General features: G+C 59.1%; 26 protein-coding genes. 21 read left to right on the forward strand and 5 right to left on the reverse strand.

Annotation, left to right across the window (positions count from 1 at the left end; genetic code table 11):
- Position 1 precedes the first annotated feature (1 nt).
- From GGD63_RS05090 to GGD63_RS05125, 8 genes are all read left to right on the forward strand, one after another.
- Complete coding sequence (locus GGD63_RS05090) at positions 2-427, forward strand: CopG family transcriptional regulator (protein WP_183239808.1); 426 nt, start codon at positions 2-4, stop codon at positions 425-427.
- Positions 428-971: 544 nt separating this feature from the next.
- Entirely contained in the window at positions 972-2,573 is a 1,602-nt protein-coding gene (locus GGD63_RS05095; RefSeq protein ID WP_183239809.1) for a S8 family serine peptidase, read from the forward strand.
- A gap of 91 nt (positions 2,574-2,664) precedes the next feature.
- Complete coding sequence (locus GGD63_RS05100; protein ID WP_183239810.1) at positions 2,665-3,864, forward strand: hypothetical protein; 1,200 nt, start codon at positions 2,665-2,667, stop codon at positions 3,862-3,864.
- Between the two features lie 24 nt (positions 3,865-3,888).
- On the forward strand, positions 3,889-4,356 hold the full coding sequence (locus GGD63_RS05105) for a Rieske (2Fe-2S) protein (RefSeq protein WP_183239811.1): 468 nt from the start codon (positions 3,889-3,891) through the stop codon (positions 4,354-4,356).
- Between the two features lie 35 nt (positions 4,357-4,391).
- A complete protein-coding gene (locus GGD63_RS05110; RefSeq protein WP_183239812.1) occupies positions 4,392-5,711 on the forward strand; it encodes a YCF48-related protein in 1,320 nt (439 codons plus the stop codon).
- 74 nt (positions 5,712-5,785) lie between these two features.
- Positions 5,786-7,243: a hypothetical protein gene (locus GGD63_RS05115; RefSeq protein WP_183239813.1), complete on the forward strand. Its 1,458-nt coding sequence runs from the start codon at positions 5,786-5,788 to the stop codon at positions 7,241-7,243.
- Between the two features lie 38 nt (positions 7,244-7,281).
- Positions 7,282-7,647 (forward strand): hypothetical protein, encoded by a 366-nt coding sequence (locus GGD63_RS05120; RefSeq protein ID WP_183239814.1) that lies wholly within the window; start codon positions 7,282-7,284, stop codon positions 7,645-7,647.
- 128 nt (positions 7,648-7,775) lie between these two features.
- Positions 7,776-7,961 carry a hypothetical protein gene (locus GGD63_RS05125; RefSeq protein WP_183239815.1) on the forward strand — a complete coding sequence of 62 codons (186 nt, stop codon included), beginning with the start codon at positions 7,776-7,778 and terminating at the stop codon, positions 7,959-7,961.
- 53 nt (positions 7,962-8,014) lie between these two features.
- Here the strand turns inward: GGD63_RS05125 and GGD63_RS05130 are convergent, their stop codons facing one another.
- Entirely contained in the window at positions 8,015-8,353 is a 339-nt protein-coding gene (locus GGD63_RS05130) for a KTSC domain-containing protein (RefSeq protein WP_246785363.1), read from the reverse strand.
- A gap of 472 nt (positions 8,354-8,825) precedes the next feature.
- Between GGD63_RS05130 and GGD63_RS05135 the strand changes: the two genes are divergently transcribed.
- From GGD63_RS05135 to GGD63_RS05195, 13 genes are all read left to right on the forward strand, one after another.
- Positions 8,826-9,605, forward strand: a complete 780-nt coding sequence (locus tag GGD63_RS05135) for a hypothetical protein (RefSeq protein WP_183239817.1) — start codon at positions 8,826-8,828, stop codon at positions 9,603-9,605.
- A gap of 3 nt (positions 9,606-9,608) precedes the next feature.
- Positions 9,609-10,274: a hypothetical protein gene (locus GGD63_RS05140; protein ID WP_183239818.1), complete on the forward strand. Its 666-nt coding sequence runs from the start codon at positions 9,609-9,611 to the stop codon at positions 10,272-10,274.
- A gap of 402 nt (positions 10,275-10,676) precedes the next feature.
- Positions 10,677-11,591 carry a P-type conjugative transfer ATPase TrbB gene (gene trbB, locus GGD63_RS05145; RefSeq protein WP_183240724.1) on the forward strand — a complete coding sequence of 305 codons (915 nt, stop codon included), beginning with the start codon at positions 10,677-10,679 and terminating at the stop codon, positions 11,589-11,591.
- A 1-nt stretch (position 11,592) separates the two neighbouring features.
- Positions 11,593-11,916, forward strand: a complete 324-nt coding sequence (locus GGD63_RS05150; protein ID WP_183240725.1) for a TrbC/VirB2 family protein — start codon at positions 11,593-11,595, stop codon at positions 11,914-11,916.
- On the forward strand, positions 11,916-12,179 hold the full coding sequence (locus GGD63_RS05155) for a VirB3 family type IV secretion system protein (RefSeq protein WP_183239819.1): 264 nt from the start codon (positions 11,916-11,918) through the stop codon (positions 12,177-12,179). Before GGD63_RS05150 ends, GGD63_RS05155 begins: the two co-directional genes overlap by 1 nt.
- A 10-nt stretch (positions 12,180-12,189) precedes the next feature.
- Positions 12,190-14,631, forward strand: coding sequence for a conjugal transfer protein TrbE (gene trbE / locus GGD63_RS05160; protein WP_183239820.1), 2,442 nt, complete (start codon positions 12,190-12,192; stop codon positions 14,629-14,631).
- Positions 14,628-15,359, forward strand: a complete 732-nt coding sequence (trbJ, locus tag GGD63_RS05165; RefSeq protein ID WP_183239821.1) for a P-type conjugative transfer protein TrbJ — start codon at positions 14,628-14,630, stop codon at positions 15,357-15,359. Before trbE ends, trbJ begins: the two co-directional genes overlap by 4 nt.
- Complete coding sequence (gene trbK-alt, locus GGD63_RS05170) at positions 15,359-15,730, forward strand: putative entry exclusion protein TrbK-alt (RefSeq protein WP_183239822.1); 372 nt, start codon at positions 15,359-15,361, stop codon at positions 15,728-15,730. Before trbJ ends, trbK-alt begins: the two co-directional genes overlap by 1 nt.
- Positions 15,727-16,956 carry a P-type conjugative transfer protein TrbL gene (gene trbL / locus GGD63_RS05175; RefSeq protein WP_183239823.1) on the forward strand — a complete coding sequence of 410 codons (1,230 nt, stop codon included), beginning with the start codon at positions 15,727-15,729 and terminating at the stop codon, positions 16,954-16,956. The genes trbK-alt and trbL overlap by 4 nt, the downstream gene beginning before the upstream one ends.
- Positions 16,957-17,055: 99 nt before the next feature.
- The gene (trbF, locus tag GGD63_RS05180) at positions 17,056-17,739 is read left to right on the forward strand and encodes a conjugal transfer protein TrbF (RefSeq protein WP_183239824.1); all 684 of its coding nucleotides are present in this window, start codon (positions 17,056-17,058) and stop codon (positions 17,737-17,739) included.
- Positions 17,736-18,770 carry a P-type conjugative transfer protein TrbG gene (gene trbG, locus GGD63_RS05185; protein ID WP_183239825.1) on the forward strand — a complete coding sequence of 345 codons (1,035 nt, stop codon included), beginning with the start codon at positions 17,736-17,738 and terminating at the stop codon, positions 18,768-18,770. Before trbF ends, trbG begins: the two co-directional genes overlap by 4 nt.
- Positions 18,767-19,978, forward strand: a complete 1,212-nt coding sequence (locus GGD63_RS05190; RefSeq protein WP_183239826.1) for a TrbI/VirB10 family protein — start codon at positions 18,767-18,769, stop codon at positions 19,976-19,978. Before trbG ends, GGD63_RS05190 begins: the two co-directional genes overlap by 4 nt.
- 2 nt (positions 19,979-19,980) lie before the next feature.
- The gene (locus GGD63_RS05195) at positions 19,981-20,226 is read left to right on the forward strand and encodes a DUF2274 domain-containing protein (protein ID WP_183239827.1); all 246 of its coding nucleotides are present in this window, start codon (positions 19,981-19,983) and stop codon (positions 20,224-20,226) included.
- Positions 20,227-20,233: 7 nt separating this feature from the next.
- Here GGD63_RS05195 and GGD63_RS05200 read toward each other — a convergent pair whose 3' ends face one another.
- The 4 genes from GGD63_RS05200 to GGD63_RS05215 all read right to left on the reverse strand — a co-directional run bounded on the left by GGD63_RS05200 (position 20,234) and on the right by GGD63_RS05215 (position 25,003).
- Positions 20,234-22,288 (reverse strand): methyl-accepting chemotaxis protein, encoded by a 2,055-nt coding sequence (locus GGD63_RS05200; RefSeq protein ID WP_409334042.1) that lies wholly within the window; start codon positions 22,286-22,288, stop codon positions 20,234-20,236.
- Positions 22,289-22,552: 264 nt separating this feature from the next.
- Positions 22,553-23,488, reverse strand: a complete 936-nt coding sequence (locus GGD63_RS05205; RefSeq protein ID WP_183239828.1) for a LysR family transcriptional regulator — start codon at positions 23,486-23,488, stop codon at positions 22,553-22,555.
- A 64-nt stretch (positions 23,489-23,552) separates the two neighbouring features.
- Positions 23,553-24,182 (reverse strand): acyl-homoserine-lactone synthase, encoded by a 630-nt coding sequence (locus tag GGD63_RS05210; protein WP_183239829.1) that lies wholly within the window; start codon positions 24,180-24,182, stop codon positions 23,553-23,555.
- Positions 24,183-24,280: 98 nt separating this feature from the next.
- On the reverse strand, positions 24,281-25,003 hold the full coding sequence (locus tag GGD63_RS05215) for a LuxR family transcriptional regulator (RefSeq protein ID WP_183239830.1): 723 nt from the start codon (positions 25,001-25,003) through the stop codon (positions 24,281-24,283).
- Positions 25,004-25,786: the final 783 nt, after the last annotated feature.

Consider the following 25,786-nt stretch of genomic DNA (forward strand, 5'->3'; position numbering starts at 1 on the left):
TATGCGCGACCGGATGAACGTCTATTTTCCGCCAGAGCTTCTGAAACAGATCTCGGAGCTTGCCGATCGCAAGAAGCTTTCCCGGTCAGCGATCGTTGAGGCCGCTGTCGCTTCGTTTCTGTCACCGGATGCGGCGGACAGGCGGGAGGCGGCGTTCACCCGGCGCCTCGATCGGCTGTCGCGTCAGATGCAGAGGCTGGAGCGCGACGTGGGTTTGACGGCGGAGACCTTGGCTCTCTTCATTCGTTTCTGGCTGACGATTACGCCACCATTGCCAAGCGATGCGCAAGCGGCCGCACAAGCCAAGGGCAGGGAGCGTTTTGAAGGATTTGTCGAAACGCTCGGGCGTCGGCTACAAAAAGGACAAGGCTTTCTGCGCGAGATTCCTGGAGATCTTCACCGTCAGGAACCGGCCGGCGATACGTGACCGAACATCCCGGGTAGGTTATCGCGCTTTCCCTTCTTTTCCACACCAGCCTGCTACCGCAGGAACCAGGCGTAGTTGGCAATAGGCTGGACGCGATATCGGCGCGAACGATCTGGGCTTTGGTCGCCAATCAGCTCGGCTTGGATACCGGGCTTGGGGCTGCTGATCCCTGGGGCCTCCTAAGTCTGTTTCCCGATGCTTTGCCGCCGCGGAGATCCCGGCCGGTATTTTGTTGGACCGCTATTGCACCCGTCCAGCGCCCAAGTGTCGCGGTCGATTTGCGAGTACGTCGATAAATATCATTAGACAAATTCCAAGTCACAATTTAGGATTGTAATATCCGATCGCATGCCGAACCGGCTAACGCCTGAATTTTTTGGTTTGCGTTGCTTTGCAAGTCTTTGAGCGTTGCTGGCTGGTGGCTACGCGCGCTGATACTGAATTGCCTTGCTTCTGAATGGATAGTGCGAGGCCGAATGCCTTGATCGCTGATCAGGATAACGGCGTCCAATCTTACTGACAAAAATATTTCGGCGGTTGATCCGTGAGTAATATTTTAAACCTTCGGTACGGCAGCGGGTCGCTCGCTCTGAACAAGAGCAGTACCCTCGCAGCTGTCCATTCCGGCTCGTTGCTTCAGCCCGCTGCGGAAAATCAAATCGCTACTCGCTCCGGTTCGTATCAAATCCGGAATCGTAGCGATCTCGGAAACATCAGAACGCTTGGAGTCGGAACGCGAAGGGATTCCAAGAGCTTCGAAAGTACGATCGACAGGCTGTTGCGTCCCGCGGAAATTACCAATGTCTATCACAGCTCTCCCGATATGGTGCCTTTCGTTCCAACCGGGACGGTCTACCTCGAATTTCATGAAATGACCAATGAGCAGACGAGGAATGATCTGATCACCCGGCACCACTTAAAGCTGGTGAGATCGGAATTCGATGGCGGGTTGACGGTTCGTGTGGACGATCGACGGGACGCCGTCGAAGTCTGTGCCGCCTTGCAGCTGGAGCCATCGGTCAGGATCGCCGAGCCCGACCTGTCGACAGAGGGTGAGGTGAAGGGATTTGCCGTCCCGAATGATGCCCTTATAGACCACGAGTGGTACCTCGAAAATACCGGCCTTAACGGCGGCGATTCAAGTGACCTGAAGGCAGGCGCAGATGCGCGGGTGATTGCAGCATGGCGCCTGCTTCAAGGCTTCGGTTCTCCCGATGTGACGATCGGAATTATCGATGACGGCTTCGACCTGAGTCATCCCGATCTTGCGGATCGATCGGTGCATCCCTGGGACTTTATGCGCAACGCGGCCAATGTCGCTCCCGAGCCCAACCTCACATCGCCGCAGTTGGGAAACTGGCATGGCACGGCATGTGCGGGGATTGCCATTGGAGCCGCTGGCGCCGGCAACATCGTCGGTGCGGCTCCGGGATGTTCCTGGATACCGGTGCGCTGGTCGAGCCTGGAGCCGATAGAGATCGCGAAATGGTTTGACTATATGCGCGAGCGTGGTGCATCGATCGTCAGTTGCAGCTGGGGCGCTCGAGCCACCAACTACCCACTATCGACGCGGGTTGCCAAAGCGATCAGCCGTTGTGCCATCGAGGGGCGTGAAGGTAAGGGCAGCATAATCGTCTTTGCCGCTGGAAATGAAGGCCGTAACGTCAATGACCCGGCCAACGCCAGCGTAAACGGATTTGCCATCCATCCGGATATTATAGCCGTCGGGGCTTCCGACAGCCTTGATGAATATGCGTCCTATTCAAACATCGGCAAAGAAATCTGGATATGCGCGCCCTCGAGCAGTGACAGGGGTCGTGGTGTTACGACTGCCGACGTGACTGGAGAATTCATCGACTCGATCGGTGCGACGCGTCCCTTGGGCTATGTGCCGGGTGATTACAATGAACATTTCGGCAAGACCTCGAGCTCCTGTCCGCTGGTCGCCGGAATCTGCGGCCTGGTGCTGAGCGCCAATCCTGGACTGACCGCGGCGGAGTGCCGCGAGATCCTCAAACAGACCGCACGTCGGATCGGCGATCTCGGTTCCTACGATGCTGACGGCCATTCACGACTCTTTGGATACGGATGTGTTCACGCCGAGGCGGCGGTTGCCGAGGCGAAGACCCGATTGTTGCAGGCTTAGTTCAATTCGCCGTCTGCAGATCAAGTGTTTGTCCCAGAGGGCGCAAGTTGTAACGCAGGAGGAAGCTATGTGGGCATTCCGGGCTGTCGCAATGATGATCGCCGTCAATGCGAGCTTGCATTCGGCCAGTGCGATAGCCCAGGAGGCATGGAAAGAACCGCAAGATTCCGCCGCTGCCATCACCGATCCAGACCGGTACGCCTGGCGGCTTTTCGTTGCCCTCAATTGGCCGGCAAACGTCAAGCAGAGGGCACCGGATTCAACCAAGAAGTTCGGAGATACGGCACCGGGACCGGTCGTTTGGGAAACCTGGCGGAGCGCCAATAACAATGCAGCCGACACGGCTTACCCCATCGACGGTTCTGACCCCGGTACCTGGCTCGACAAGGAAACGCCCGCCGACAAACCTATCGCTGGTCTGGACCGTGGCGCGGAGCAGCAACGAATCCTGCTGGAATCGATGAAGCGATTGAATACGCCACTGCCGGCGTTCGAGGAAGACATCGCAAAAGCACTGGAAGACGAAGATACGGTCAACGAAACCAGATTGAATCAAGCGACGTTCGAATTTGTCAGATCGAAAAGGCTCTACAACGTCGACGAACAGATCAAGCTGTTCACAAATCGTGTCCAGACCATCGACTTTCCCCTGGCCGCCAAGGAGGTAAAGGCGCAATGGCGCGAGATACAGGAAGTGGACAAGCCGCGTTATCATTGGGTCAAGTCCGATAACGGCAAGATATACGGCTTGACGGCGCTTCACATCACGACAAAAGATTTACCGAAGTGGCTTTGGGCAACCTTCGAACATATCGACAACAAGATTCCGGAATCGCAGGGCGGACGCAAATTTAACATCGGGTGGAATCTGAAATCGGTGGATCGCTTTGCCTGTCCGCAGGCGCCGCATGATTGCGAAAAGGCGCCGGCGGGTATCGGTCTCGAAGGCACCAAATGGGAAAATTACCGACTTCGCGGAACGCAGATCGATTTCGTCGACAGCCGTGGCAACATCACACTGCTCGCAAATTCGCAGCCTGAAGGCGGCTTCCAGAACACGTCGTCCTGTATCACGTGCCACGCCCGGGCAACGATCGGCGCGACGGCGCGCATGTCGGTCTTCAAATGCCAGGGGCAGGGGTCGACCGGTATGCCGAGCCCGGCGTGGTTCGTCGACTCGGCCAACAATCTCAAGTTCGTACAACTAGACTTTGTCTGGTCTCTCTTCCGGGCGCGGCGCGCAAATCAGAGCAGGGCTCTCCCGGCGCCCGATCCGCTCTGCGCGAACTAGACCGTTAAGCCGAGGGAGAGTGAGATGACAACGAACATTCCCGGTTTCGTACAAATCATCAAAGTCAACGACTTTCTGCCGGGTGATCCACCAATCGACATAACTGACATCGTTCATCGGACGGATAGCGGCGCAACTCCGCGGATACTTGCGCGGTTAGAGACGGATAAGCCAGATGGAGAGCAACCGCCGTCACCGCCAAAATTCTTTTCGATTGCGCGGCGATGCACGCATGCCGGCTGCAATATTCTCAAGGGCAGTCCGAACTGGGCGACGGCTGACCGGCCCATTGTGTTCAGCATGCTTGGGGAGGGTGCTACGGTTTATCCGGTCATCCAGTGTCCGTGTCATGGCAGCAGATTCGATCTGACCACTGGCAAGCGCTTGCTGGGTCCGGCGCCGCCCGGTGCCAATCTTGCTCAATTTGAAACCAGGATTGAGACGGTGGGCGAAGATGCCTATGTATTCGTGGCACTGGCTGCCACGGCCTGACGGCACAGATCCACTTTAACGAGCGGAGGCTGACAATGGCAGCAACGGCATTGAAATGGACGCCGACCGGTGCAACACCCAGCCAGCGTTACGACGATGTCTGGTTTTTCAATCCCGCTGTCGGATGGGCGGTCAACAGCTCGGGACACGTCCAGAAGACGACCAACGGTGGACAGACATGGGACACCAAGTTCAAGACACCCATCCTCCCCGGTACTAATCGGCCGGTGTACCTTCGCTGCATGGCTTGGCCGAGCGAGCAGGTGGGGTGCGTCGGGACCCTGACGACCGAGCTCCGGCTCTATCGCACCACGGATGGTGGCGAACAGTGGAATCCGGTCACTCTGCCGGCCGCCGCGCCAAAGAAGGTTTGTGGATTATATGCGGTAGACCAGTCAGTCATCTACGGTTCGGGGACCAACGATCCCAGCGATGGAGCTGCGATCATCAAGAGCAGCGACGGAGGGAATAGCTGGACCGCGATCGACGTGTCGGCGCACGCGTCCAATTTGATCGACATCTTTTTCCAGACCAGGGAGCGCGGCTGGGTTGTCGGCGGCTTCTCCGACAAGGCGCATCCCACATATGATGACGTCAAGCCGGTGATCCTCTTTACTGAGGACGGGGGGACGACGTGGGTCGATCGTCTGAAAGACATGCGCTCCCAATTTGTGGAGGGCACCTGGGGATGGAAGATTCAGTTCCTGAATGACCAGCTCGGATTCGTCTCGCTGGAGAACATGACCCAGGCCTTCATTCTCAAGACCGAGGATGGTGGCAAGACATGGTCGAAGTTTTCGGTACCCGGCAATGCCAATATTGAAGGCATTGGCTTCCTCGATTCATCCAACGGTTGGGTCGGCGGGTGGGGCGATGAGGACTTTGCCTCGGGCAAGAGCAGCGTCACAAATGATGGCGGCCAGAGCTGGCAGAATGCGGATTCGATCGGAAAGTTCATTAATCGATTTCGCTTCTTCGGCAACCCCGTCAATCTCGGATACGCCGCGGGACGGACCATCTACAAATATGCACCGGGCGTCGCGATCGAAGGCGTCGCACCGGTTGCCGTTGCCGCCGCCGCCCGCGCGGAAACCGAAAGCACTCCGTCCTACGACGAGCAGGTGCCGATCAGGTTCCAGGTCCCCGCCGGGAGCCAGCGCGCAACGCTCCATATCTGGAATCGCTTCGGCAAGGAGATGCGAACGCTGATCGATGAAAAGAAGCCCGAAGCAGGGTCTCGGGAGATCGTGTGGGACCGCAAGGACGACCGCGGACAGGCGGTTCGCCATGGCGTCTACATCTATCGCGTGACGGTCGACGGGAATGCGAAGAGTGGCGTCTTCGCGTTGCGCTAGCAGAGAGGTCAGTCCGAAGACGGATTTAGTCTCGGACGATTTGCACAATGATGACCCCTTGGGAGGGATACGCGATGCAAACGGGCTTTGTTGTTGCTGGAGCTCTCCTTGCCACAATTCTCATAAGTGCTCACGCCGCATCGGCGCAGGGAGTGCCGGATGTAACGCCCAGGGTGCTGCCCGACCGAATCGGCGATGTGCCGGATGCTGACGGGAGCCCGTTTCCGCGCTTCGACAATTTCAGTTGGCGGGCGTTCATCGCCCTGAACTGGCCAGCGCTTGAGGGGCCTGCAAATCGCGGCATGCCGGATCGGACAAGGAAGCCGGGTGATAGCGGACCGCGCGTGTGGGAGACTTACAAGGCGCGATACGAGGTTTTCGCACCGGGCGCGCCAGAACCGAAGGACTGGACCAGCTACGAGGGCGCGAATCCGTGCGGCGGGGCCGACAACAAGACGAAGACACTCAGCGCATTCAGTCATTTTGCCGACTACAATCAGGCGTCATTCGTGCTGGGGAGGCTGGCTAATCCGCTGATCGACCAGAGCAAGATGTATACGCGTTATGAGGTCCGCTTCAGCCGCGAACAGTTTGAATCGATCGTGGATCCCAACAACAAATGGTACATCAAGCAGAATTTGCCCACGGCTGCGAAGCCTGGAACGTTCAAGGATGGCTCGGTTGAGATCAAGGCCGCATGGCGCGTGCTTAATCCTGGTGATGGCACCGTTCGGAGCCGCTTCTACATCAACAAGGCGATGGTTTTCGATCCGGTTGCGACGGATCAGCAGGGGAAGGTCGTCTGCAATGAACATGAAATTGCGCTGGTCGGATTTCATATCGTCATCAAGACGAAGTTGAGGCCACAGTGGATCTGGAGCTCTTTCGAGCACGTCGACAATGTGCCGCCCAGGACTGACGAACCCGATGCCAGGGCCGTGCCTGTCCCATACTCATTCAATTCCGGATTGCCGCCGCAGGTAGTGGCGCCGATGCCGGCGCCAGGGATGATTTCCGAGACCAACCGGCCCGACCCGAATTTGAAGATGCAGGTTATCCGCGCGCAACCGATTCAGCCGGAAACGATGCAGATGAATCGGGATTACTGGAATCTCCCTGACATCAAGGGGACCGTTTGGGCCAACTACATGCTGGTCATGACGCAGTGGCCGAGAGTGCCGGGCACGCCCGGGATCGGCAACGCGGGAACGCCATTTCCGACCGGTGTTTCATCGACGCTCGCGAACACGACGATGGAGACCTATCAACAGAGAAGCGGCAGAAGTTGCATCGAGTGCCATCAAGAAGTTTCCAACTCGCTGGGCAGGGATTTCGTTGCCTTCATGGGCTTCGACGCTGCAGATCCTGTGCAGCAGGCGATCGCCGCGACAGCATTCCGGGCCAGCTCCATTCGCGCTGCGAATGCGACCAGGAATTCGCCGAGCCTGGACTCTGTAAGGAGCCCGTCGCGAACTGCACTGGATGATGACCCATCGGTGCAGGCTTTGGTCCGGATTCTTCAGGAGCCGTGAGATTGAACGCCGTAATGTGCTGAACAGGAGGGCGAAGAATGGCCGGCAAGATTAATACATACCGGGAATTTCAGGACTTCATGGACGCTTGCTGCGTAAAGGTCCAGGCCGATCCGGACCTCTCGGGGCATGGGCGATGGTGGCGGCAGATGGATTACAATGAATTTGTCACCACCGGCGAGGTCAAACATCGGCGCGTTGTGGTGGTTGGCGATCCCGACAATTCAATTGTGATCCAGGCGTTGCGAGGCGTCCCGCCGGACTTTGCCGACGATCCTGGCGCATTGTTCGGCCGTATGCCGCAGAATGCTGGGGCATTTTTCGACGTGGCCGATATCGACGAAATCGCAGACTGGATCAAACGCGGATGCCCAAACGGGGGAGGTGGCGTACCGGTTTCCTGACATCGTGACATCTATCGGGAAGGGCTGCTCGGGGCGAGTTCGTTCGAAGGATAAAAAAATCCGGTAAGTGAACTAGCGCGGCCGGATGTCACGTGATTATTGGTAAACCTCTTTAGCTGGAGGTTGTCATGCTCAAAATTGATGTGCTTCAGTACCTTGTTGAACACGGTCCAGGCCGGACGGAGGTTGAGCTGGCCAAGGCAATTCATGGTGACAAAGGATATCAGCAACAGGTCAACCAGGACCTGGCGTTGTTGCTGGGAAAAGTAACAGTCACCCGGCGGGGTGAACCATGGCGATACTATCCCGTCTGACTTTTCCTCTTCGGAATGCTTCAAGGTCGAGGTAGCTGGTTCTGCCTGCGGTCTTAGTAGCTCGGGACGCGATGCGTCCTGCAATCGTACGGACCGTCCTTACCTGTACCCTTAATCCTCGTATTGTAAAAATGGCCCATGGACGGAGCGGCCAGCCATTCGTCAACAATCGGCTTCGGCATTTCGCAATAGTGGTAGTAGGTCGTTTTGAGCTGGACGACGACGTACTGATTTGAAGCGTCGTAGCAGAGCCTGCTGACGACACTGCTCCGGGTGATTTCCTGGCAAGTGAAGGGTTTGAGTTCGACCGGCCCGCGATACTTCACATCGACGGACTCTGCACCGGCCCATTTGGCACTCATCAAGAGGAGGATCAGAGACAGGTAGCGCATTGATTTGCTCATTCATTCGAGTGGGCTGCGACTGTAAGCCTGTGACCGCGGGCAAGATGCATTCGAACCAGTCGCGCAGGCTTGAGGAGGTTCGCTGTCGAACCCGGATCCCTCGAGACGCGTTTCTTGTTGAGCCCAGGTAATCCGGGTCGAAAAGAGTCCACCCGCGGCCAGCGTCGATCCTCGCCCCGGGCAGGGCTCAGATCCAGCATGCTATGGAAATCCCCCTGCGGCCATTCCTGTGTATTTCGCTTCCGCGACCCGTCGGCGGATAAATTCGATGTGGTATCAAATGGTTATTGGGCGTCGATCCGGCTCTGGCGAAAAGAACGGCTAAGGTCCTCCAGGCTGTGCCGCTTGTCCTTACAGCTTTCAACCCTAATTAGCTGACTGTACCCGCGCGGTCGATGATGATTCTTCTCACGAGGATTGGCCGGCAAACATTTTCAAATGGTTTGGATCGCAGGTTGTGATGTCATTGAGCTATCTCAGGCGAAACCTCGAGGACCGTCGTGAAGACGCCAGGCAGGCTTTCGGCAAGGAAGTGATGAGGGTCGAAGGTGAAGCGACCCTGGCGGGCGCTTTACATGGCTCACGTACGTTCATTCTCAACATGCAAGCGGGGAAAGGGGTTCTCGATCAGCAAGTCAGATCGGCAATTCAATTTGCATTTAACCTGTCCGGCGAACCTTCCGCGGAGGTCGTAGATCTTGTTGCGGGATTTGGGAAAGCTGTTCTGGACGACATTGCTGGAGCAATAAGGAAGAAAGCCGAACTTCACGACAGGGCCTTCGGGGGCGGTTACATGGCCATCGTGGATCGCCAGCAGCCCGATCTGGAGAGAAAGCTTGCAGGTCTGATCGATGGCTTCAGGCATGGCATGATGGGAGACGAGCGCTTGAAGAGAGAGCCGGTGGTAAGCATTACCAATAACCAGACTAACAGCCCCGGAGCGGTCCTGCAGGTCGGCTCCAACTTCAACATGTCGGCGTTCAACCAGCATCATCAGTCGCTCGTTCAGGAGATTGAGAGAACGCTGGCGTCACCTGAGTTCGGTGCCCTGACCGCAGAACAGCAGGATGAACTGCGTGACATCGCGGATGTCGTGAAAGCCGAGGCCGGGAAGGCCACCCCGGATGAAGGAAAGCTGAAGAGATGGGGCAGGAAACTGGTCGATTTCTCCGGCGACGTCGGGCTGAAGGTAGCCTCAGGGTCAATTGCCGGTTTGCTGGCCAAAATGTTCATCGGGTGAACCATGGAAAGTCTGGACTACGAATTCATTCGCTGGTCAATCGATGCACGGAAATCGATCCAGGCCGCCATTCTGAATCTGACGCAATGCGCCGACGGTCCGATGCGGGGAGGGAAGAACGCTGAGAGGTTCACAGAACTGACAGGCGTTGCTTTTTCGCTGTGGCGCGCTGCTTTCCTCGCCAGCATGGGGACGACTCCACTGGTTGATGACCGTATGCCCGACTCAACAGACAAGAAATCCCAGGCCAAAGTTGATCATGCAGCCGATCTTTTGCGCACGATCCTTGCGTCCAATACGGTTTCATTCGCCGACGACAGGCGGACTCAGTCGTGGATGGCGGAGTTCTATATCGACAACGCCTCAATGCGACTGATGCGTTACATCGAGAAGCACGGACCGGAGTTTATCAAGGCTCCAGTGGAGCGGTTCATCAACTATGCGCGGGAGCATCAGGTCCCGACAGGGCTCGTAGCCAGCGCCCACGCATGGACCATCATCTTCGCCTGTTTCAACGAAGTGCTTGATGCCCTCGTTTCCGATATGAAGCGGAAAAATCTCGTCACGGTCAATGTGCTTGATAACTCGAACTACAAGTTCAGGCCTCGGCCGGCCACACTTGAAGATCTGTTCTTGGAAGCGCACGTCGAGACCGGCGAAAAACCCTGACGTTTGCGAATACGCCCGGCGTTGTCCGCAATGCCGGATATACATCAGGGTTGATGTTGCGGGAGAGTCGACGTCAAGGTGAGACCTGAACGCATTCAGTTGCCGGCCGGATCAGGTGTGGGCAATCCGGCGGATACGATGCTTGAGGCTGCGGTTTCTGGCTTGATTGCGATTGCCCTTACGGAGTTGAGTCTCCGCCAGTTGGACGAACGCAGGTCGCCGGCTCGTCGACGTTTTCTCTTTCTACGCCAGAGTACGATCCTCCATTTGTTGCCATTGCTGCAAGAGCAATCCTGCCTTTCAAGTTCGCCTATCTGAGGGCCCTCCGGGACGCCCTCATACGGTGGGGCGGCGGTGGCGATCAATTCCTTTCAATCGGAAGCGAGTATACGTGGTGCGCGAATGCTGCGCAGCGCGCTTGGCTCGGCGATTTCGGGCTACCTCGAAGATCAAACGATCATCGAGGTGATGCTCAATCCGGATGGGCGTCTGTGGATCGACAGGTTGTCGAATGGCTTGGTCGACACTGGTGAAACACTGTCCGCGGCAGATGGTGAGCGCATCGTCCGGCTTGTGGCGCATCACGTGGGCGCGGAGGTCCACGCCGGTTCTCCCCGCGTCTCCGCGGAGTTGCCGGGGACCGGCGAGCGCTTCGAAGGCCTGTTACCCCCTGTCGTCACTGCGCCAGCCTTCGCTATCCGCAAGCCTGCTGTCGCCGTGTTCACGCTTGATGATTACGTCGCTGCAGGAATCATGGACTCGGCGCAAGCCCGGACATTGAGGGGCGCGGTCGCGGCTCGCAAGAACATCCTCGTTGCCGGCGGCACATCGAGCGGCAAGACAACGTTGACCAACGCTCTTCTCGCCGAGGTCGCCAGGACTTCCGACCGCGTCGTCCTGATCGAGGACACCCGCGAACTTCAGTGCAAGGCGCCCAATCTCGTGGCGCTGAGGACCAAGGACGGCGTAGCCACTCTGTCTGACCTGGTTCGCTCTTCGCTTCGATTGCGTCCGGATCGAATCCCGATCGGCGAAGTGAGAGGTGCTGAAGCGCTCGACCTCCTCAAGGCCTGGGGCACAGGCCATCCCGGCGGCGTCGGTACCATTCATGCCGGCACCGCGCTGGGCGCGCTGCGGCGTCTTGAGCAACTCATCCAGGAAGCAGTCATCACGGTTCCGCGTGCGCTGATCGCTGAGACTATCAACGTCGTCGCTGTGCTCGCCGGCCGCGGACCCGACCGGCGGCTCACGGAACTCGCCATCGTCACGGGGCTCGGGAGCGCCGGTGACTATAGCTTTGTACCAGCAGGAGACTGATATGCGTCCGCAACTTCGCTTTCGTCGAGCCGTTTCTCTGGCATTTTTCGGTGCTGTTTTTCTCATGTCGACGCCGGCACGAGCGGCTGGTTCGAACATGCCGTGGGAGCAGCCACTCAATCAGATCTTGCAGTCCGTTGAAGGTCCGGTCGCGAAGATCATCGCCGTCATCATCATCGTGGTGACCGGGCTCACGCTCGCGTTCGGGGACTCGTCAGGCGGCTTCCGCAGGCTGATCCAGATCGTGTTCGGTCTGTCGATCGCGTTTGCCGCATCGAGCTTCTTCCTGTCGTTCTTCTCCTTCGGCGGCGGGGTGGTGATCTGATGGATGATCAAGTCACAGGCTTTGTCGTGCCCGTCCACCGCGCGCTTACCGAGCCAATCCTGATGGGCGGCGCCCCGCGGTCGGTTGCGATCGTCAATGGCACGCTTGCGGCAGCCCTTGGGCTGGGATTGCGGCTCTGGATTGCGGGTCTTGTCCTCTGGTTCATCGGCCACATGGCTGCCGTCTGGGCCGCCAAACGCGATTCGGCCTTTGTCGATGTGGTGCGCCGGCATCTGCGCATTCCCGGTCATCTCAATCTCTGAGTTCTCGGTCATGATGAACCTTGCCGAATATCGCCATCCCAGCGCGCGTCTCGCCGACTTCCTGCCCTGGGCAGCCCTCGTCGATGAGGGAATCATCCTGAACAAGGACGGCTCGTTCCAGCGGACGGCGAGGTTTCGGGGGCCTGACCTCGACAGCGCGGTGCCGGCCGAACTTGTCGGCGCCGCCGGTCGCCTGAACAACGCCCTGCGCCGTCTGGGATCTGGTTGGGCCGTATTTGTTGAGGCGCAGCGTCATTTTGCTGGGGCCTATCCTCCGAGTACATTTCCGGATGTCGCGTCCGCGCTGGTCGATGCCGAACGCAGGGCCCAGTTCGAAGAGGCCGGCGCTCACTACGAGTCCAGCTACTTCTTGACCTTCCTCTATCTGCCGCCGGAAGAGGGCGCTGCGAGGGCAGAGCGCCTGCTCTATGAGGGCCGGGATCGGACCGTTGGAGCAGACGCGCGCGAGGTACTACGTGGCTTTGTCGATCAGACCAATCGCGTGCTGCAGCTCATTGAAGGGTTCATGCCGGAGTGCGCCTGGCTTGATGATCAGGGCACGCTGACCTACCTGCACTCGACGATCTCGACCAGGCGTCATCGCGTTCGCGTGCCTGAAGTTCCCATGTACATCGATGCGCTGTTGGCGGACCAGCCGCTGACCGGCGGGCTTGAGCCGATGCTGGGGGCAGCCAACCTGCGGGTTCTGACGATTGTCGGCTTTCCGGGCGCGACGACCCCGGGAATTCTGGATGATCTGAATCGCCTGCCATTCTCTTATCGTTGGTCGACCCGGGCGATCATGCTCGACAAGATCGATGCCACCAGGCTGCTGACCAAGATTCGTCGGCAGTGGTTTGCCAAGCGAAAATCCATCGGTGCTATCCTCAAAGAGGTCATGACGAACGAAGCGTCGACGCTGCTCGATACCGACGCCCACAACAAGGCGCTTGATGCCGACGCGGCCTTGCAGGAACTGGGGTCTGATCAGATCGGACAGGCCTTTGTCACGGCAACCATTACCGTCTGGGATCGCAATCCCAGTGCTGCCGATGAAAAGCTGAGGCTGGTCGAGAAGGTCATTCAGGGCCGCGATTTCACCTGCATGATCGAGACGGTGAACGCCGTCGAAGCCTGGCTCGGCAGTCTGCCGGGGCACGCCTACGCCAACGTGCGGCAGCCGCCGATCTCAACTCTCAACCTCGCCCATATGATTCCAATGTCGGCCGTTTGGGCCGGTGAGGCGAGGGACCTCCACTTCAAGGGGCCGCCGCTTCTGTTCGGCAAGACCGAGGGATCAACGCCGTTCCGATTCTCGCTCCACGTCGGTGACGTCGGCCATACCCTTGTGGTGGGACCGACGGGCGCTGGCAAGTCAGTGCTGCTCGCGCTGATGGCGCTACAGTTCAGACGTTATCCGAACTCTCAGGTCTTTGCGTTTGACTTCGGTGGTTCGATCCGGGCGGCCGCCCTTGCCATGGGCGGTGACTGGCATGATCTCGGTGGCGCATTGTCCGACGGAGGTGAACAACCCGTGGCCCTGCAGCCGCTGGCCTGGATCGATGATCCCTCCGAACGCGGATGGGCCACGGAATGGATCTGCGCAATCCTTGCGCGAGAAAGGGTCGAGATCACCCCTGAGGTCAAGGATCATCTGTGGTCGGCGCTGACATCTCTCGCTTCGGCGCCGAGGGAGGAACGGACCCTCACCGGCCTGTCCGTCCTGCTTCAATTGAACTCCCTGAAGCGCGCCCTGCAACCATACTGCCTGGGCGGACCTTGCGGGCGCTTGCTCGATGCTGAATTCGAACGTCTCGGCGAGGCATCGGTCCAGGCTTTTGAGACCGAAGGCTTGATCGGAACCACTGCTGCGCCGGCCGTTCTGGCGTACCTCTTCCATCGTATCGGGGATCGTCTCGATGGCCGGCCCACACTCCTGATTGTCGATGAAGGTTGGCTTGCCCTTGACGATGAGGATTTTGCAGGGCAGCTCCGGGAATGGCTGAAGACGCTTCGGAAGAAGAACGCGTCCGTCATCTTCGCCACACAGTCGCTCTCCGACATTGATGGCTCCGCGATCGCGCCGGCTATCATCGAAAGCTGTCCAACGCGATTGTTGCTGCCGAACGAACGGGCGATCGAACCGCAGATTACTGCCATCTACCACCGCTTCGGACTTAACGATCGCCAGATCGAGCTACTGAGCCGGGCAACGCCAAAGCGCGACTATTACTGCCAGTCCCGTCGTGGCAACCGGATGTTCGAACTAGGCCTTGGCGAGGTTGCGCTCGCCTTCGCCGCTGCCTCTGCCAAGACAGACCAAGCGGTCATCGGGCAGTTCCTCGCTGAGCATGGACCCGATGGCTTCGTGCCTGCGTGGCTCCAGCATCGTGGCATCGCCTGGGCGACAGATCTGATCCCTAATCTCGTCAATCTGGAGAAATCGCTATGAGGCGTCTTGGCCAATTGGCGGCGGCCGGCACCGTCGCGCTGATGCTTGGCGTCGCGGTGCCCACGCACGCGCAGTGGATCGTATTTGATCCCAACAACTACGTTCAGAATGTCCTGACGGCCGCGCGGGAGCTGCAGCAGATCAACAACCAGGTTACCTCGTTGCAGAACGAGGCGCAGATGTTGATCAACCAGGCCAGGAATCTGGCAAACCTGCCGTATTCGTCGCTGCAGCAACTGCAATTATCGATCCAGCGCACCCAGCAATTACTGGCCCAGGCCCAGCGCATTGCCTACGACATCCAGCAGATCGACCATGCCTTCTCGACAAGTTACGCGCCAGCGACCAGTAGCCAGTCGAACCAGTTGCTGATCTCCAACGCTCAATCGCGATGGCAGAATGCCTATGCCGCGACACAAGACGCGCTTCGTGTCCAGGCCGGCATCGTGGGCAACCTCGACACCAATCGCATCCAGACGTCAGCCCTCGTAACCTCGAGCCAGAGTGCCAGTGGTGCCTTGCAGGCAACTCAGGCCGGCAACCAGATCCTCGCGATTCAAGCGCAACAACTTGCCGATCTCACAGCGGCCGCGGCGGCGCAGGGCAGGGCGCAGAGCCTCGAAGCCGCTCAGCGCGCCTCGGCTCAGGATCAGGGGCGAGAGCAGCTCAGGCGTTTTCTGACACCAGGACAGGGCTACCAATCCTCCAATGTGCAGATGTTCCACTGATGACCGACATAAGGGCATTCAAGGCGCTGTCGCTGCTTACGACAATCGGCCTGGTGGCCGTCGCGACCTGCACGCTTCAGCTGCGTGGCCGAGACGAAGCCGGGGCGGCGCCGAAGGCTGATCAGAGGACTGATGCAGCCAACGCCGACCTCGTACACTGCCGCGGCGTCACTCCGGAGGAAACGGCAGACTATCGTCGCCACTGCCAGCAGATATGGGCCGAAAACCGGCGCCGCTTCCTTGGCACGAAAGGCGGCGTCGTCGCTCCCGGCCACGATGACCCAACCAGCTCGGTACCTGCCCAAAAGGATCAAAGCCGGATCCCGCAGGGGTATTCGAACCTGGCGACACCCGAGGCCAGCAAGCCATGACTGGTACGGGGATCATTGACCAGTTCCTTGAAACGTTCACGCGCTATATCGACAACGGTTTTGGGCTGCTCGGCAGCGATGTCGGATATCTCGCGACGACCCTCGCTGCGATCGACATCACGCTTGCCGCGTTGTTCTGGAGTTGGGGGCCTGACGAGGACATTATCGCGCGGCTTGTCAAGAAGACGCTCTTCGTGGGGGTCTTCGCCTACCTGATCGGTAACTGGAACAGCCTGGCGCGCATCGTCTTCGAGAGCTTTGCCGGTCTTGGACTGAAAGCATCGGGCGCAAGCCTGTCCGCATCCGATTTCCTGAGACCTGGAAAAATCGCTCAAGTCGGGCTCGACGCCGGCCGACCGCTGCTCGATTCGATCTCGAACCTGATGGGCTACATCAGCTTCTTCGAAAACTTCGTCCAGATTGTTGTTCTCCTGTTCGCATGGGTCGTGGTGCTACTCGCCTTCTTCATTCTGGCGATTCAGCTCTTTGTCACCCTGATCGAATTCAAGCTTACGACGCTGGCCGGGTTCGTGCTCATTCCATTTGGCTTGTTTGGCAAGACCGCCTTCGCAGCAGAGCGGGTATTAGGCAACGTCGTTTCCTCAGGGATCAAAGTCCTTGTTTTGGCCGTCATCGTCGGCATCGGCTCGACCCTGTTCTCGCAGTTCACCGCTGGCTTTGGTGGCAATCAGCCAACGATCGAAGACGCAATGACATTGGTGCTTGCCGCGCTCTCCTTGTTGGGCTTGGGTATCTTCGGTCCTGGTATCGCGAACGGCCTGGTGTCGGGCGGACCCCAACTCGGTGCCGGTGCCGCGATTGGAACAGGCCTTGCTGCCGGCGGAATTGTTGCCGCGGGCGCCGGTCTCGCGGCCGGCGGTGCTGGCCTCGCCGGCGGCGCGATTGCAGGCGCCGCGCGCAGTGGTGGAGCTGTCATCAGCGGAGCATCAGCCGCCTATCGAAGCGGCGGCCTTGCCGGTGTCGCGGAGGCCGGCGCTTCCGCTGCGATGAGCCCGTTGCGTCGTGCAGCGGCTGCGCTCGGCAGAGGTGGGGAAGCCGGCGCGCATGGTGCGAGCACTTCCGCCGAAGGGCAGCCCGATTGGGCGCGGCGCATGAAGCGTGCCGAGACTGTTCGGCACGGTGCGTCGGCAGTCAGCCACGCGGTCCGCTCAGGTGATCACGGCGGCGGCGGCTCTTCCGTCGATTTGTCTGAAGGAGAGCGCTGACGCTTAGCTACTGCGCCTTCGCCAGCCGCTGCGCGGGCGACTGAAACGCGGACACCGAACAACTCGAAAACGATCACTTGATCTCAGGGGCAACTATCGATGTTCAAACGACCTTCCGTACACTACGGGCGCATGCCCGAGCCGATCACGCCTTACCAAAAGGCAGCGCAGGTTTGGGACGAACGCATTGGATCTGCCCGTGTGCAGGCCAAAAACTGGCGCTTGATGGCGTTCGGCTGCCTCATGCTGTCAGCAGGTCTCGCTGCTAGTCTTGTCTGGCAATCGAGCCAGGGCTCGATCACGCCCTGGGTGGTCGAAGTCGATCATCTTGGCCAGTCCCAAAGAGTTGCGCCGGCTAACATCGACTATCAACCGACTGACGCGCAGATCGCCTGGCATCTGGCGCGCTTCATCGAAGATGTCAGAGGCCTGCCAACCGACGGCATCGTTCTGCGCCAGAACTGGCTCCGGGCCTATGATTTTACGACCGATCGGGGCGCCGCTGCGCTCAACGACTACGCGCGCAACAATGACCCCTTTGCCAGGCTGGGCAAGGCGCAGATCTCCGTCGACGTCTCGAGCGTCATTCGCGCGTCGTCGGAAAGCTTTCGCGTCGCGTGGACCCAGCGCATCTACGACAACGGCTCGTTGAGCTCGACTGAGCGTTGGACTGCAATTCTCTCGATCGTGATCGAGACGCCGCGTGATGCCGAGCGCCTGCGCAAGAATCCCCTTGGCGTCTATGTTCGCGCCATCAACTGGTCAAAGGAGTTGAGTCAGTGACCAAGACGCCGCCTGACGTTCATTCGAGACGTTTCCTCCCGCACGGCAAGTTCAATTCGCCTCGGTCCAGGTTCGTGACCCCGAGGCGAGTCCTTCTGTCAGCGCTCTTGCTTGGCTCGTCGGCACTCGGTGGGTGCGCGACCTACATTCCGCCGGAGATCAGCTATGACGCGGAGGTCCCGCCGCTGCCGGCGGCTCCAGCGGCTCTGGACGACAGGTCGCGGCCGCTTCACGTACCACCGCTCTGGAGGCCGGCTCTCGGCGGCAAGTCGGGAGGGAAGGAAGACGCTGAACCCGTGAGCCGGGTTGAGACGGCAAATAGCGCGGCCCGCGTCGAACCGCGCAAGCGGGGGTATTTCAATGCGGCACAAATCTATGCCTACAGTCCCGGAGCGCTCTATCAGATTTATGCTGCCCCGGGGCAGATTACGGATATCGCGCTCGAGGAGGGAGAACAGTTGACGGGATCGGGGCCTGTCGCGGCCGGAGATACCGTGCGCTGGGTCGTAGGAGATACCGAGAGCGGGAACGGCGACACGCGCCGCGTCCACATCCTGGTCAAGCCGACCCGCGCATCAATCGAGACCAACCTGGTCGTGAATACCGATCGGCGCACCTACCTGATCGAGCTCCGCTCCCGCGAGCGGCCATATATGCCATCCGTTGCCTGGTACTATCCGGAAGCGGCGCGCGAACGATCCCGTTCGATCGCCCTGAAGCCCGTTCTTCCGGACCCGGCGCAGCGCATCTCTCGCTATGCCATCGAAGGGGACAGTCCGCCCTGGCGACCGCTCGCCGCCTATGACGATGGCCGAAAGGTCTACGTCGAATTCCCGCAAGGCATCGTGCAAGGCGAGATGCCTCCGTTCTTTGTGATTGGCCCTGACGGCAGGACCGAACTCGTCAACTACCGCGCCTACGGCAACGTGTTGATCGTTGATCGACTGTTTGCAGCCGCCGAACTCCGACTTGGCGGTGAGCACCAGCAGAAGGTCAGGATTGTCAGGACCGACGGGAGGCCATCGTCATGAACACTCGGAACGCCAACGATCCCGAGCAAGCAGCTCCGCCGGCGACACAAAGGGAGCATCCCGAGAGCTTCCGCCTGAGAGCAGAGCATCCGCCTGTGACACGGTTGTCGCGACATACCCTGGCCGGCGGGAGCGCGGTTGCCCTGCTCGTCATCGGCGGTGCGGTGCTATGGTCGTTGCAAAACAATGGCTCTCGTAATCAGGCGACCGACGAGCTCTACAGCACTGACCACCACAATGTTGCCGATGGCATTACGACACTGCCGAAGGACTATGCTGGCGTCCCGCGCCAGCCAATCCCGCAACTTGGTCCACCACTGCCCGGGGACCTCGGTCGACCGATCCTTGCCGCTCAAGGCCAGTTGCCGACAAGCGGGGCTGATCCGGACCAGCAGCGCCGGGATCAGGAGACCGAAGCAGCCCGCATCAGTCATTTATTCGCTTCGACCAATGGGCGAGAAGTGCGCCCGTCAGTCGGTGGAGTTGTTGGCAGCGAGCGCGTCGTGCCGCCGAACGCAACGAGCGCTGGCGACGATGGACCCGCGCAAAACGGTCAGGACCGCAAGCTTGCCTTCGTGAACGCTTCTGTGGACCGTCGTACGGTCAGCCCTGACCATGTCAGCAAGCCCGCCTCACCTTACATCGTGCAGGCCGGGACAGTGATTCCGGGAGCCCTGATCACCGGGATACGATCGGACCTGCCAGGCCAGATCACGGCGCAGGTTACCGAGAACGTCTTTGACACGCCGACCGGCCGCTTTCTGCTTGTGCCTCAGGGAGCGCGCCTGATCGGGATCTACGACAGCCAGGTCACTTTCGGCCAGTCCCGCGTCCTGCTCGTCTGGACCCGGCTGATCATGCCGAACGGACGTTCTATCGTTCTCGAGCGGCAGCCTGGCGCCGACGCTGCCGGCTATGCCGGTCTCGAAGACCAGGTCGACAATCACTGGGGTGAACTTTTCAAGGCTGCGGCACTATCGACGTTTCTGGCGGTCGGGACCGAACTGGGAGCCGGCTCCGATACCAACAGCAACGACAGCGCAATTGTCCAGGCATTGCGGCATGGCGCTTCGGATTCACTGAACCAGACCGGACAGCAGGTGGTTCGGCGCAGTCTCAATATACAGCCGACGCTGACTGTGCGGCCCGGCTTCCCGGTTCGCGTTATCGTCAATCGAGATCTTGCACTTGCCCCGTATGGAACGTGAACATGCCGAAGCTCAGAATAGGAACGATTGCCGACGACAAGCCAGTAAAGGTGACCGCCGAGCTCCCAGCTCAGGTTTACCGGGATCTTGCCACTTATGCGGAAGCGTTGGCTACAGAGGCCGGTCAACAGATTGATCCAGCCAGGCTGATTGCTCCCATGCTGGTCCGCTTCATGGCCTCTGATCGAGGTTTCGCGCGAGTGCGACGAGCCGCCAATTCCTCAAGAACCGCTCAAGGTGAGGCATAGCGCCCTGCTAGGCCGCCCGGATGTTCGCCATAAAACGATCGAGTTCCTCGCGTAACCGAGAGCTTTCGGAGGAAAGCGTTTTCGCTGAACTCAGTACGGCCTCCGATGCACATCCGGTTTCGGTCGCGCCGCGATTGACCAGCATGACGTTCGAAACAGCTTCATGGGTACCGTGGGCAACCACTTGCAGACTCTTGGCAATTTCTTGTGTTGTCGAACTCTGCTGGTCCACAGCAATCGCGATCGTCGAGGCGATTGAGGAGATCTGACTGATCGTGCCGCCGATCTCCTTGATTGCAGCTACCGAATCCCGGGTCGCATCCTGCATGCCAGAAATGTGAGAGGAGATCTCATCCGTCGCCTTTGCGGTCTGGCTGGCCAGCGACTTAACCTCTGACGCGACGACCGCAAAGCCGCGTCCGGCCTCGCCGGCGCGCGCGGCTTCGATTGTCGCGTTCAGAGCCAGCAAATTGGTCTGCTCAGCGATGGCGGTGATCAGCCTCACTACATCCCCGATCCGTTGCGCTGCCGATGAAAGCTTTCCAATACGGACATCGGTCTGCTGCGCCTGAAGCACTGCTTCTTCGGCGATCTGACTCGACGCACGCACCTGGCGACCTATCTCGTTGACCGACGCCGATAGCTCCTCTGTCGCGCAAGCGACCGATTGCATATTGCTCGACGCGTGTTCAGATGCCCCGGCCACATCGCCTGACAGGCGTTGGGTGCTCTCCGCCGTCCGCGTCAGCGTGCCAGCAGCACTTTCAAGTTGTAACGCCAAGTCGGAAACGCTGGTCACGATTGCGCCCACAGCGGTCTCGAAGTTGTCGGCGAAACGAATGAGCTCTGCACGGCGCGTAGCGCGACCTGCTTCATTCTGTGCATCTCGCGCAGCCGCCTCACGTTCGCCTTTGGCAATTGCCTGCTTTTTGAACTCCTCCATGGCGCTGGCCATCTCGCCGAGTTCATCATTGCGCCCGAGACCCGGAAGAACAATATCGAAATTACCGCTGGAGAGCTCACGCATGGCCTTGCACATCGTGATCATCGGTCGGGAAAGTCCGCGGCCGAGCAACATGGCCAGCGCGCCACCCAGGAGAAAGCCCCCGGCTGCCAACAAAACGAGGAGATGCTCGGTAGCACCTACCGTGGTATCAGACTCGGCCTCAAGCCTCTTCTGATCAGCCAAAAGGTCGGACTTCATCGTGTCTGACCCTTGGCCGATCGCGCTGGCCGATTTTGCCATGTCGATAATAAGCTGGTCGATGGACCTCGAATTATCGACAAGCTTCGTGAGAGAGCTTCGGTATTCATCGAGTAGCGTTGAGATCTCCTTGATCTTCTGCCCGACCTGCGGATCTTGTGGTGAGATCGCCAGCAACGAGGTGCCGACGAAATTCAGGCGTGTGATGGCGTTGGCTGCGACCGCCTTGTCCGAATTGAAGACGAACGTGTTTACAAGCGCTGCCGCAGCCTGGAACTGCTCGAGTACCCTTTTGGCGCCGGCCGTGACATCCTGGGGACCGGAATCGGCGGTCTCGCTCGAAAGGTCGTCAAGCTTGTAACGCAGAGAAGTGGCGCTGCGAGTCAGCGGACCCTGGGCGGTCATCGAGCTTTCTGCTCTCACCCTCAATATGTCCGCGAAAATATTGCTGAAGGCGGCAAAATCGCGGGTCAGAGTCGTGATCTGATCAAGCCGCAGCGCACTGGTGGTGCCGTTCATCGAACTGTCGATCGCTTTCCTTAGATTGGCTTCAGCCGCCAGCGCAGCCTTTCCATCAATCTCTCTTCCAGTGACCACGAAGTATTGCGCAAGCAAGCGGTAGGAAATGAGTTCGCGGTCGATGTTGCGCGCCAGGTCAGCTTCCTGAACACTGTGTCGGTAGGCGCCAACTCCGAGGGAGACGCGTTCGAAGCTGTAGTAGGCAAATCCCATGCTGGTTGCCGAGATGGCCAACACAACAGAAAAGCCTAGCATGATCCTGGTGCGCAGTCGCAAGGTTGGAGCGACGACTAGTGAACTTGTGCGAGAGCGCATGCTCATATCGATCACCACCTTCATTCTGAAAACCGAGGACGAGAGTCCGACGTCGAACCTCTTTCAGTTAGAAGGCGATTGAATAAGGGTACGTAAATTCGGCAGGGACTTCGGCCAATCGCGAACGATGAAGTTTGTACGAAACGTACAGATACGCGCGAGTCCTTCGGCGATGGAAGCTCTTCATCATACATCTTCGGGACCGTCGGAGCGGCGGAACTGTCATGCCGATGATCGTAATCCGGTTCATTGCGGAATGCGTTTCTCAAGAGGCAGGAATATGGATCCTCACTCAGGCGCGGCAATAGGAAAGGGGTAGCGTTCGGATAATAGACTGAGAAAGCGCTTCAGTGCAGGATTGTCGTTGTCCTTGAGCCAATGCGCATAAAAGCCAATTCGGCTCGGCCCCGTTCCGTCTTGCAACTCGCGATAGTCGAGGCCCGAAAAGCATGCTCCGATGTCGGACTCCATGACGAGGCCTATGCCAAGGCCCATGCTGATGAGGCTCTTCACGATGTCCCGGCTAACATCATGCCTTTCAATTTTCGGACGATCGTCGCGCGCAATGAGCTTCGAAACGATGAGATCCTCTATTTGGCTCGCGGGGTCTTGTCGGCCCAAAATAACTGTTTCGCCGTGGAGATCGGTCCAGTTGACGATATCCCGGGCGGCCAGACGGTGATCCTTATCCAGCAGAATCAGGATGCGCTCGTTCCACACCTGAAGACTGCCCTGGCTGCAGGAGGCGGAAAATCCTGGCGCAATGGCGATGTCGATCGTTCCGCTGCGGAGCGCGCGCATGAGTCGAACGCGCGAGCGTTCGAATGTCGAAAGTTCAACCTGCGGTGTGCGTCTTTTGAACTCCGCGAGGGTGGCGCGGAGATCGCCAATCGACATCGAAGTGGAGAAGCCGACGGACAGACGTCCGGCCTCGCCGTAGCCATGAGCGCGACTGGCTATGAGCAGGGAATCCAGTTGCTCGAGGATCAGGCGGGACATTCGCAGCGCGCTCCGACCGGCAACCGTCGGTACGACGCCGCCTGTCGAGCGATCGAACAGGGTGACCCCGAGGAGATGTTCAAACTGGCTGATGGACCTGCTCAACACGGAATGCCGAACTTCGAGGAGCTCGGCTGCCTGACGAAAGCTCCCGCAATCGGCTGCCGCGATTGCCGAGCGCAGGTGGTGCAGTCCGATCCTGGCTGACCGAATCGTGCGAGCCATACTTGTCTAAGGTCCACTTGTCTGACCCACGGCCGTGGGCTGTGGCTTCCCGATATGGCCTGGCTCAGGCTGCGCCGAGAGCGGGTTCCCACAGTACCGGGGAACGGACTTTGCCTGCATCGCAGACGCGAGCCAGGGCGTCCCTGGACACCTCGAGATAGCCAGCAATAGCGTCCGAGCGACCCAGACGGATCGGCTCTCCAGCGCGACGCAGCGGCCATCCTGCGCGACGCAATATGCGTTCCATGCGAGTGTCGGTGACGGTCACGATCTCCACGAGCCGTCGGGAAAGGCCGAACTCGATCATGCCAGCGAACAGTTCGTAAGTTGCACTTGTCAATCCTCGCATCATGCTGCGTGGCTCGTCACCTACGTGGACCGCGAAGCGACTGCTCTCCCAAAGCGAGTTATTTGTGGGTAATGGCTGTCCGCCAAGCAGGGTCGGAAAGGTATCACGTATCATTGTAGGTCCGTTGGATGGAAGAAGTCGCACGCAGCCTTGAACACGATCGCCGTTGGCGCGTTGAATCAGGTAGACTGGATCGAGTGCGTCATACTCATCGACTTCCACACCGCTATTGAACTGAACATCCCACTGCAGACGCTCCTTGAAGACCCGGTAGCGCAGGCGGTGCATATCCAGGAGTTCGTTCGCAAAGGCCCCATAAAAGTCTCGCGTGATGGCCTGTATCATGACTCCGCCTCCGATGCCGATGGGACCCGGATCAAAGACGAAACTGGCCGTATGCACAGCCTCCTCAGGTCGGGAGGTGTTGCCCGGCATGGAGCAGGCTATGCATTTCCGTTGGCCGCAGAAAGAAGCGCGACGGCCTGAATAGTGGATCGGACGCCGAGCTTGATCCGCGCGTTCTCCAGGTGAAATGCAACGGTATGATGAGAGATACCTAGAATGCGACCAGCATCCCAGGCCGATTTTCCACGTGCGGCCCATTGCAGACATTCCAGTTCGCGTCGGGAAAGCGGCACGTGCTCAATACGATTCGGAACTCCCAGCTTCCGCTGTGCGTGGGCATGAAAATACATCGCTACGAGTTGCAGTGTCCGAAGGTTCTCGCGTATCGCAGTGTGGAAGTGAGAATGTCGTTCGTCAGTGGCGAAGGTAATGGCCGCGATAGCTCCTCTTCCATCGTGAACTGGGACCGTGAAGCCGCACCGGATTCCAAACGTGGCAGCCTCTTCGAACAATTGGTGGACTTGGGGCGAGTGTGCGATTGGCAGGTGGTCAACGCCCCACTCGAACGGCTCAGGTTGTTGAATGGCTCGAACGATGACCGGATCGACCCGATGATACCGCTGCTTCATGTAATGCGATGTCCAATTCTCGGGGTAGTTGGAAATAAGCAGCGGCATCATCGGCGGCTTGGGCGACGTGGCAAGGTAAGCAAAGCAGGTGAGGTCGAGTGCACTGGTGGTCTCGGCCATGCTGTGTCGAAGATCTTCCTGGCTATCGGCCTCGATCAGCTGATCAACGAAGGACTGGAATATCCGGCGCACTGTGCTTTCTCGCAAATTTGCTTCCCTGGAGAGTTGGATGTTGCCCACGAAGCGAAGCAGGGGCGGACTTTATCCGTTCGGCCCCTAAAGCGCGGCGCGCTCGCAAGGCAGATCAGGAGGACCTCGCCCGCGTCTGTTGAGTTTCGCTGCTCGGCGCAATCAATGGTAGCACGGTTGAAAGCATGTTAGCCATTACCGGCGCGCCAAGGGGTAACACGACGTAGTCGCTCACAGCCAGAAAGCGTGGTTTTCCGTATCCAGGCGTGACTTCCCCAGGATGAAAGTGACCGCCGGCTCGTGAGGCCGGCGGCCAAGTCAGGGAGGAAACGCCCCGGGGGGCTGCCGCAGGAGTTGCCCACGGCATCTGTCGCCGATCGCTCGACGGACATGCATCGGACTCGAGCACGGTCACCGAACTCTTTGTCTTAGCGGTGGTAAGGTATCGCTATTCCCAACCCGACTTAAGAGCAGATCATCGGCGCGGACGAATTTTGCTGCCGGATGTGTCGATAGCGAACCACTTTCGTACGGACAGTACCGAACGTGCGTCGCTCTCAGGTGTAGCCCTGAACTTCACTTGGATGTTGTTGAAAACCCGGCTTGCTTGAAGAGTTCTGGATCGGCCGACGCCAACCGCTCGCAGAACGAGCCAGCGTGTTTGAGCGGTATCCGCCGTTACGAGCACGCGATAAAGAGGTTGTCTTGCCCGACGGAGGAAATGCCCCGGCTCGATCCGGTCCGGTGTGATTGCGACAACAGGCGTGATCACTCGAGGGTGATACC

The sequence above is a fragment of the Bradyrhizobium sp. cir1 genome, assembly GCF_014198245.1.
Taxonomy (GTDB): domain Bacteria; phylum Pseudomonadota; class Alphaproteobacteria; order Rhizobiales; family Xanthobacteraceae; genus Bradyrhizobium.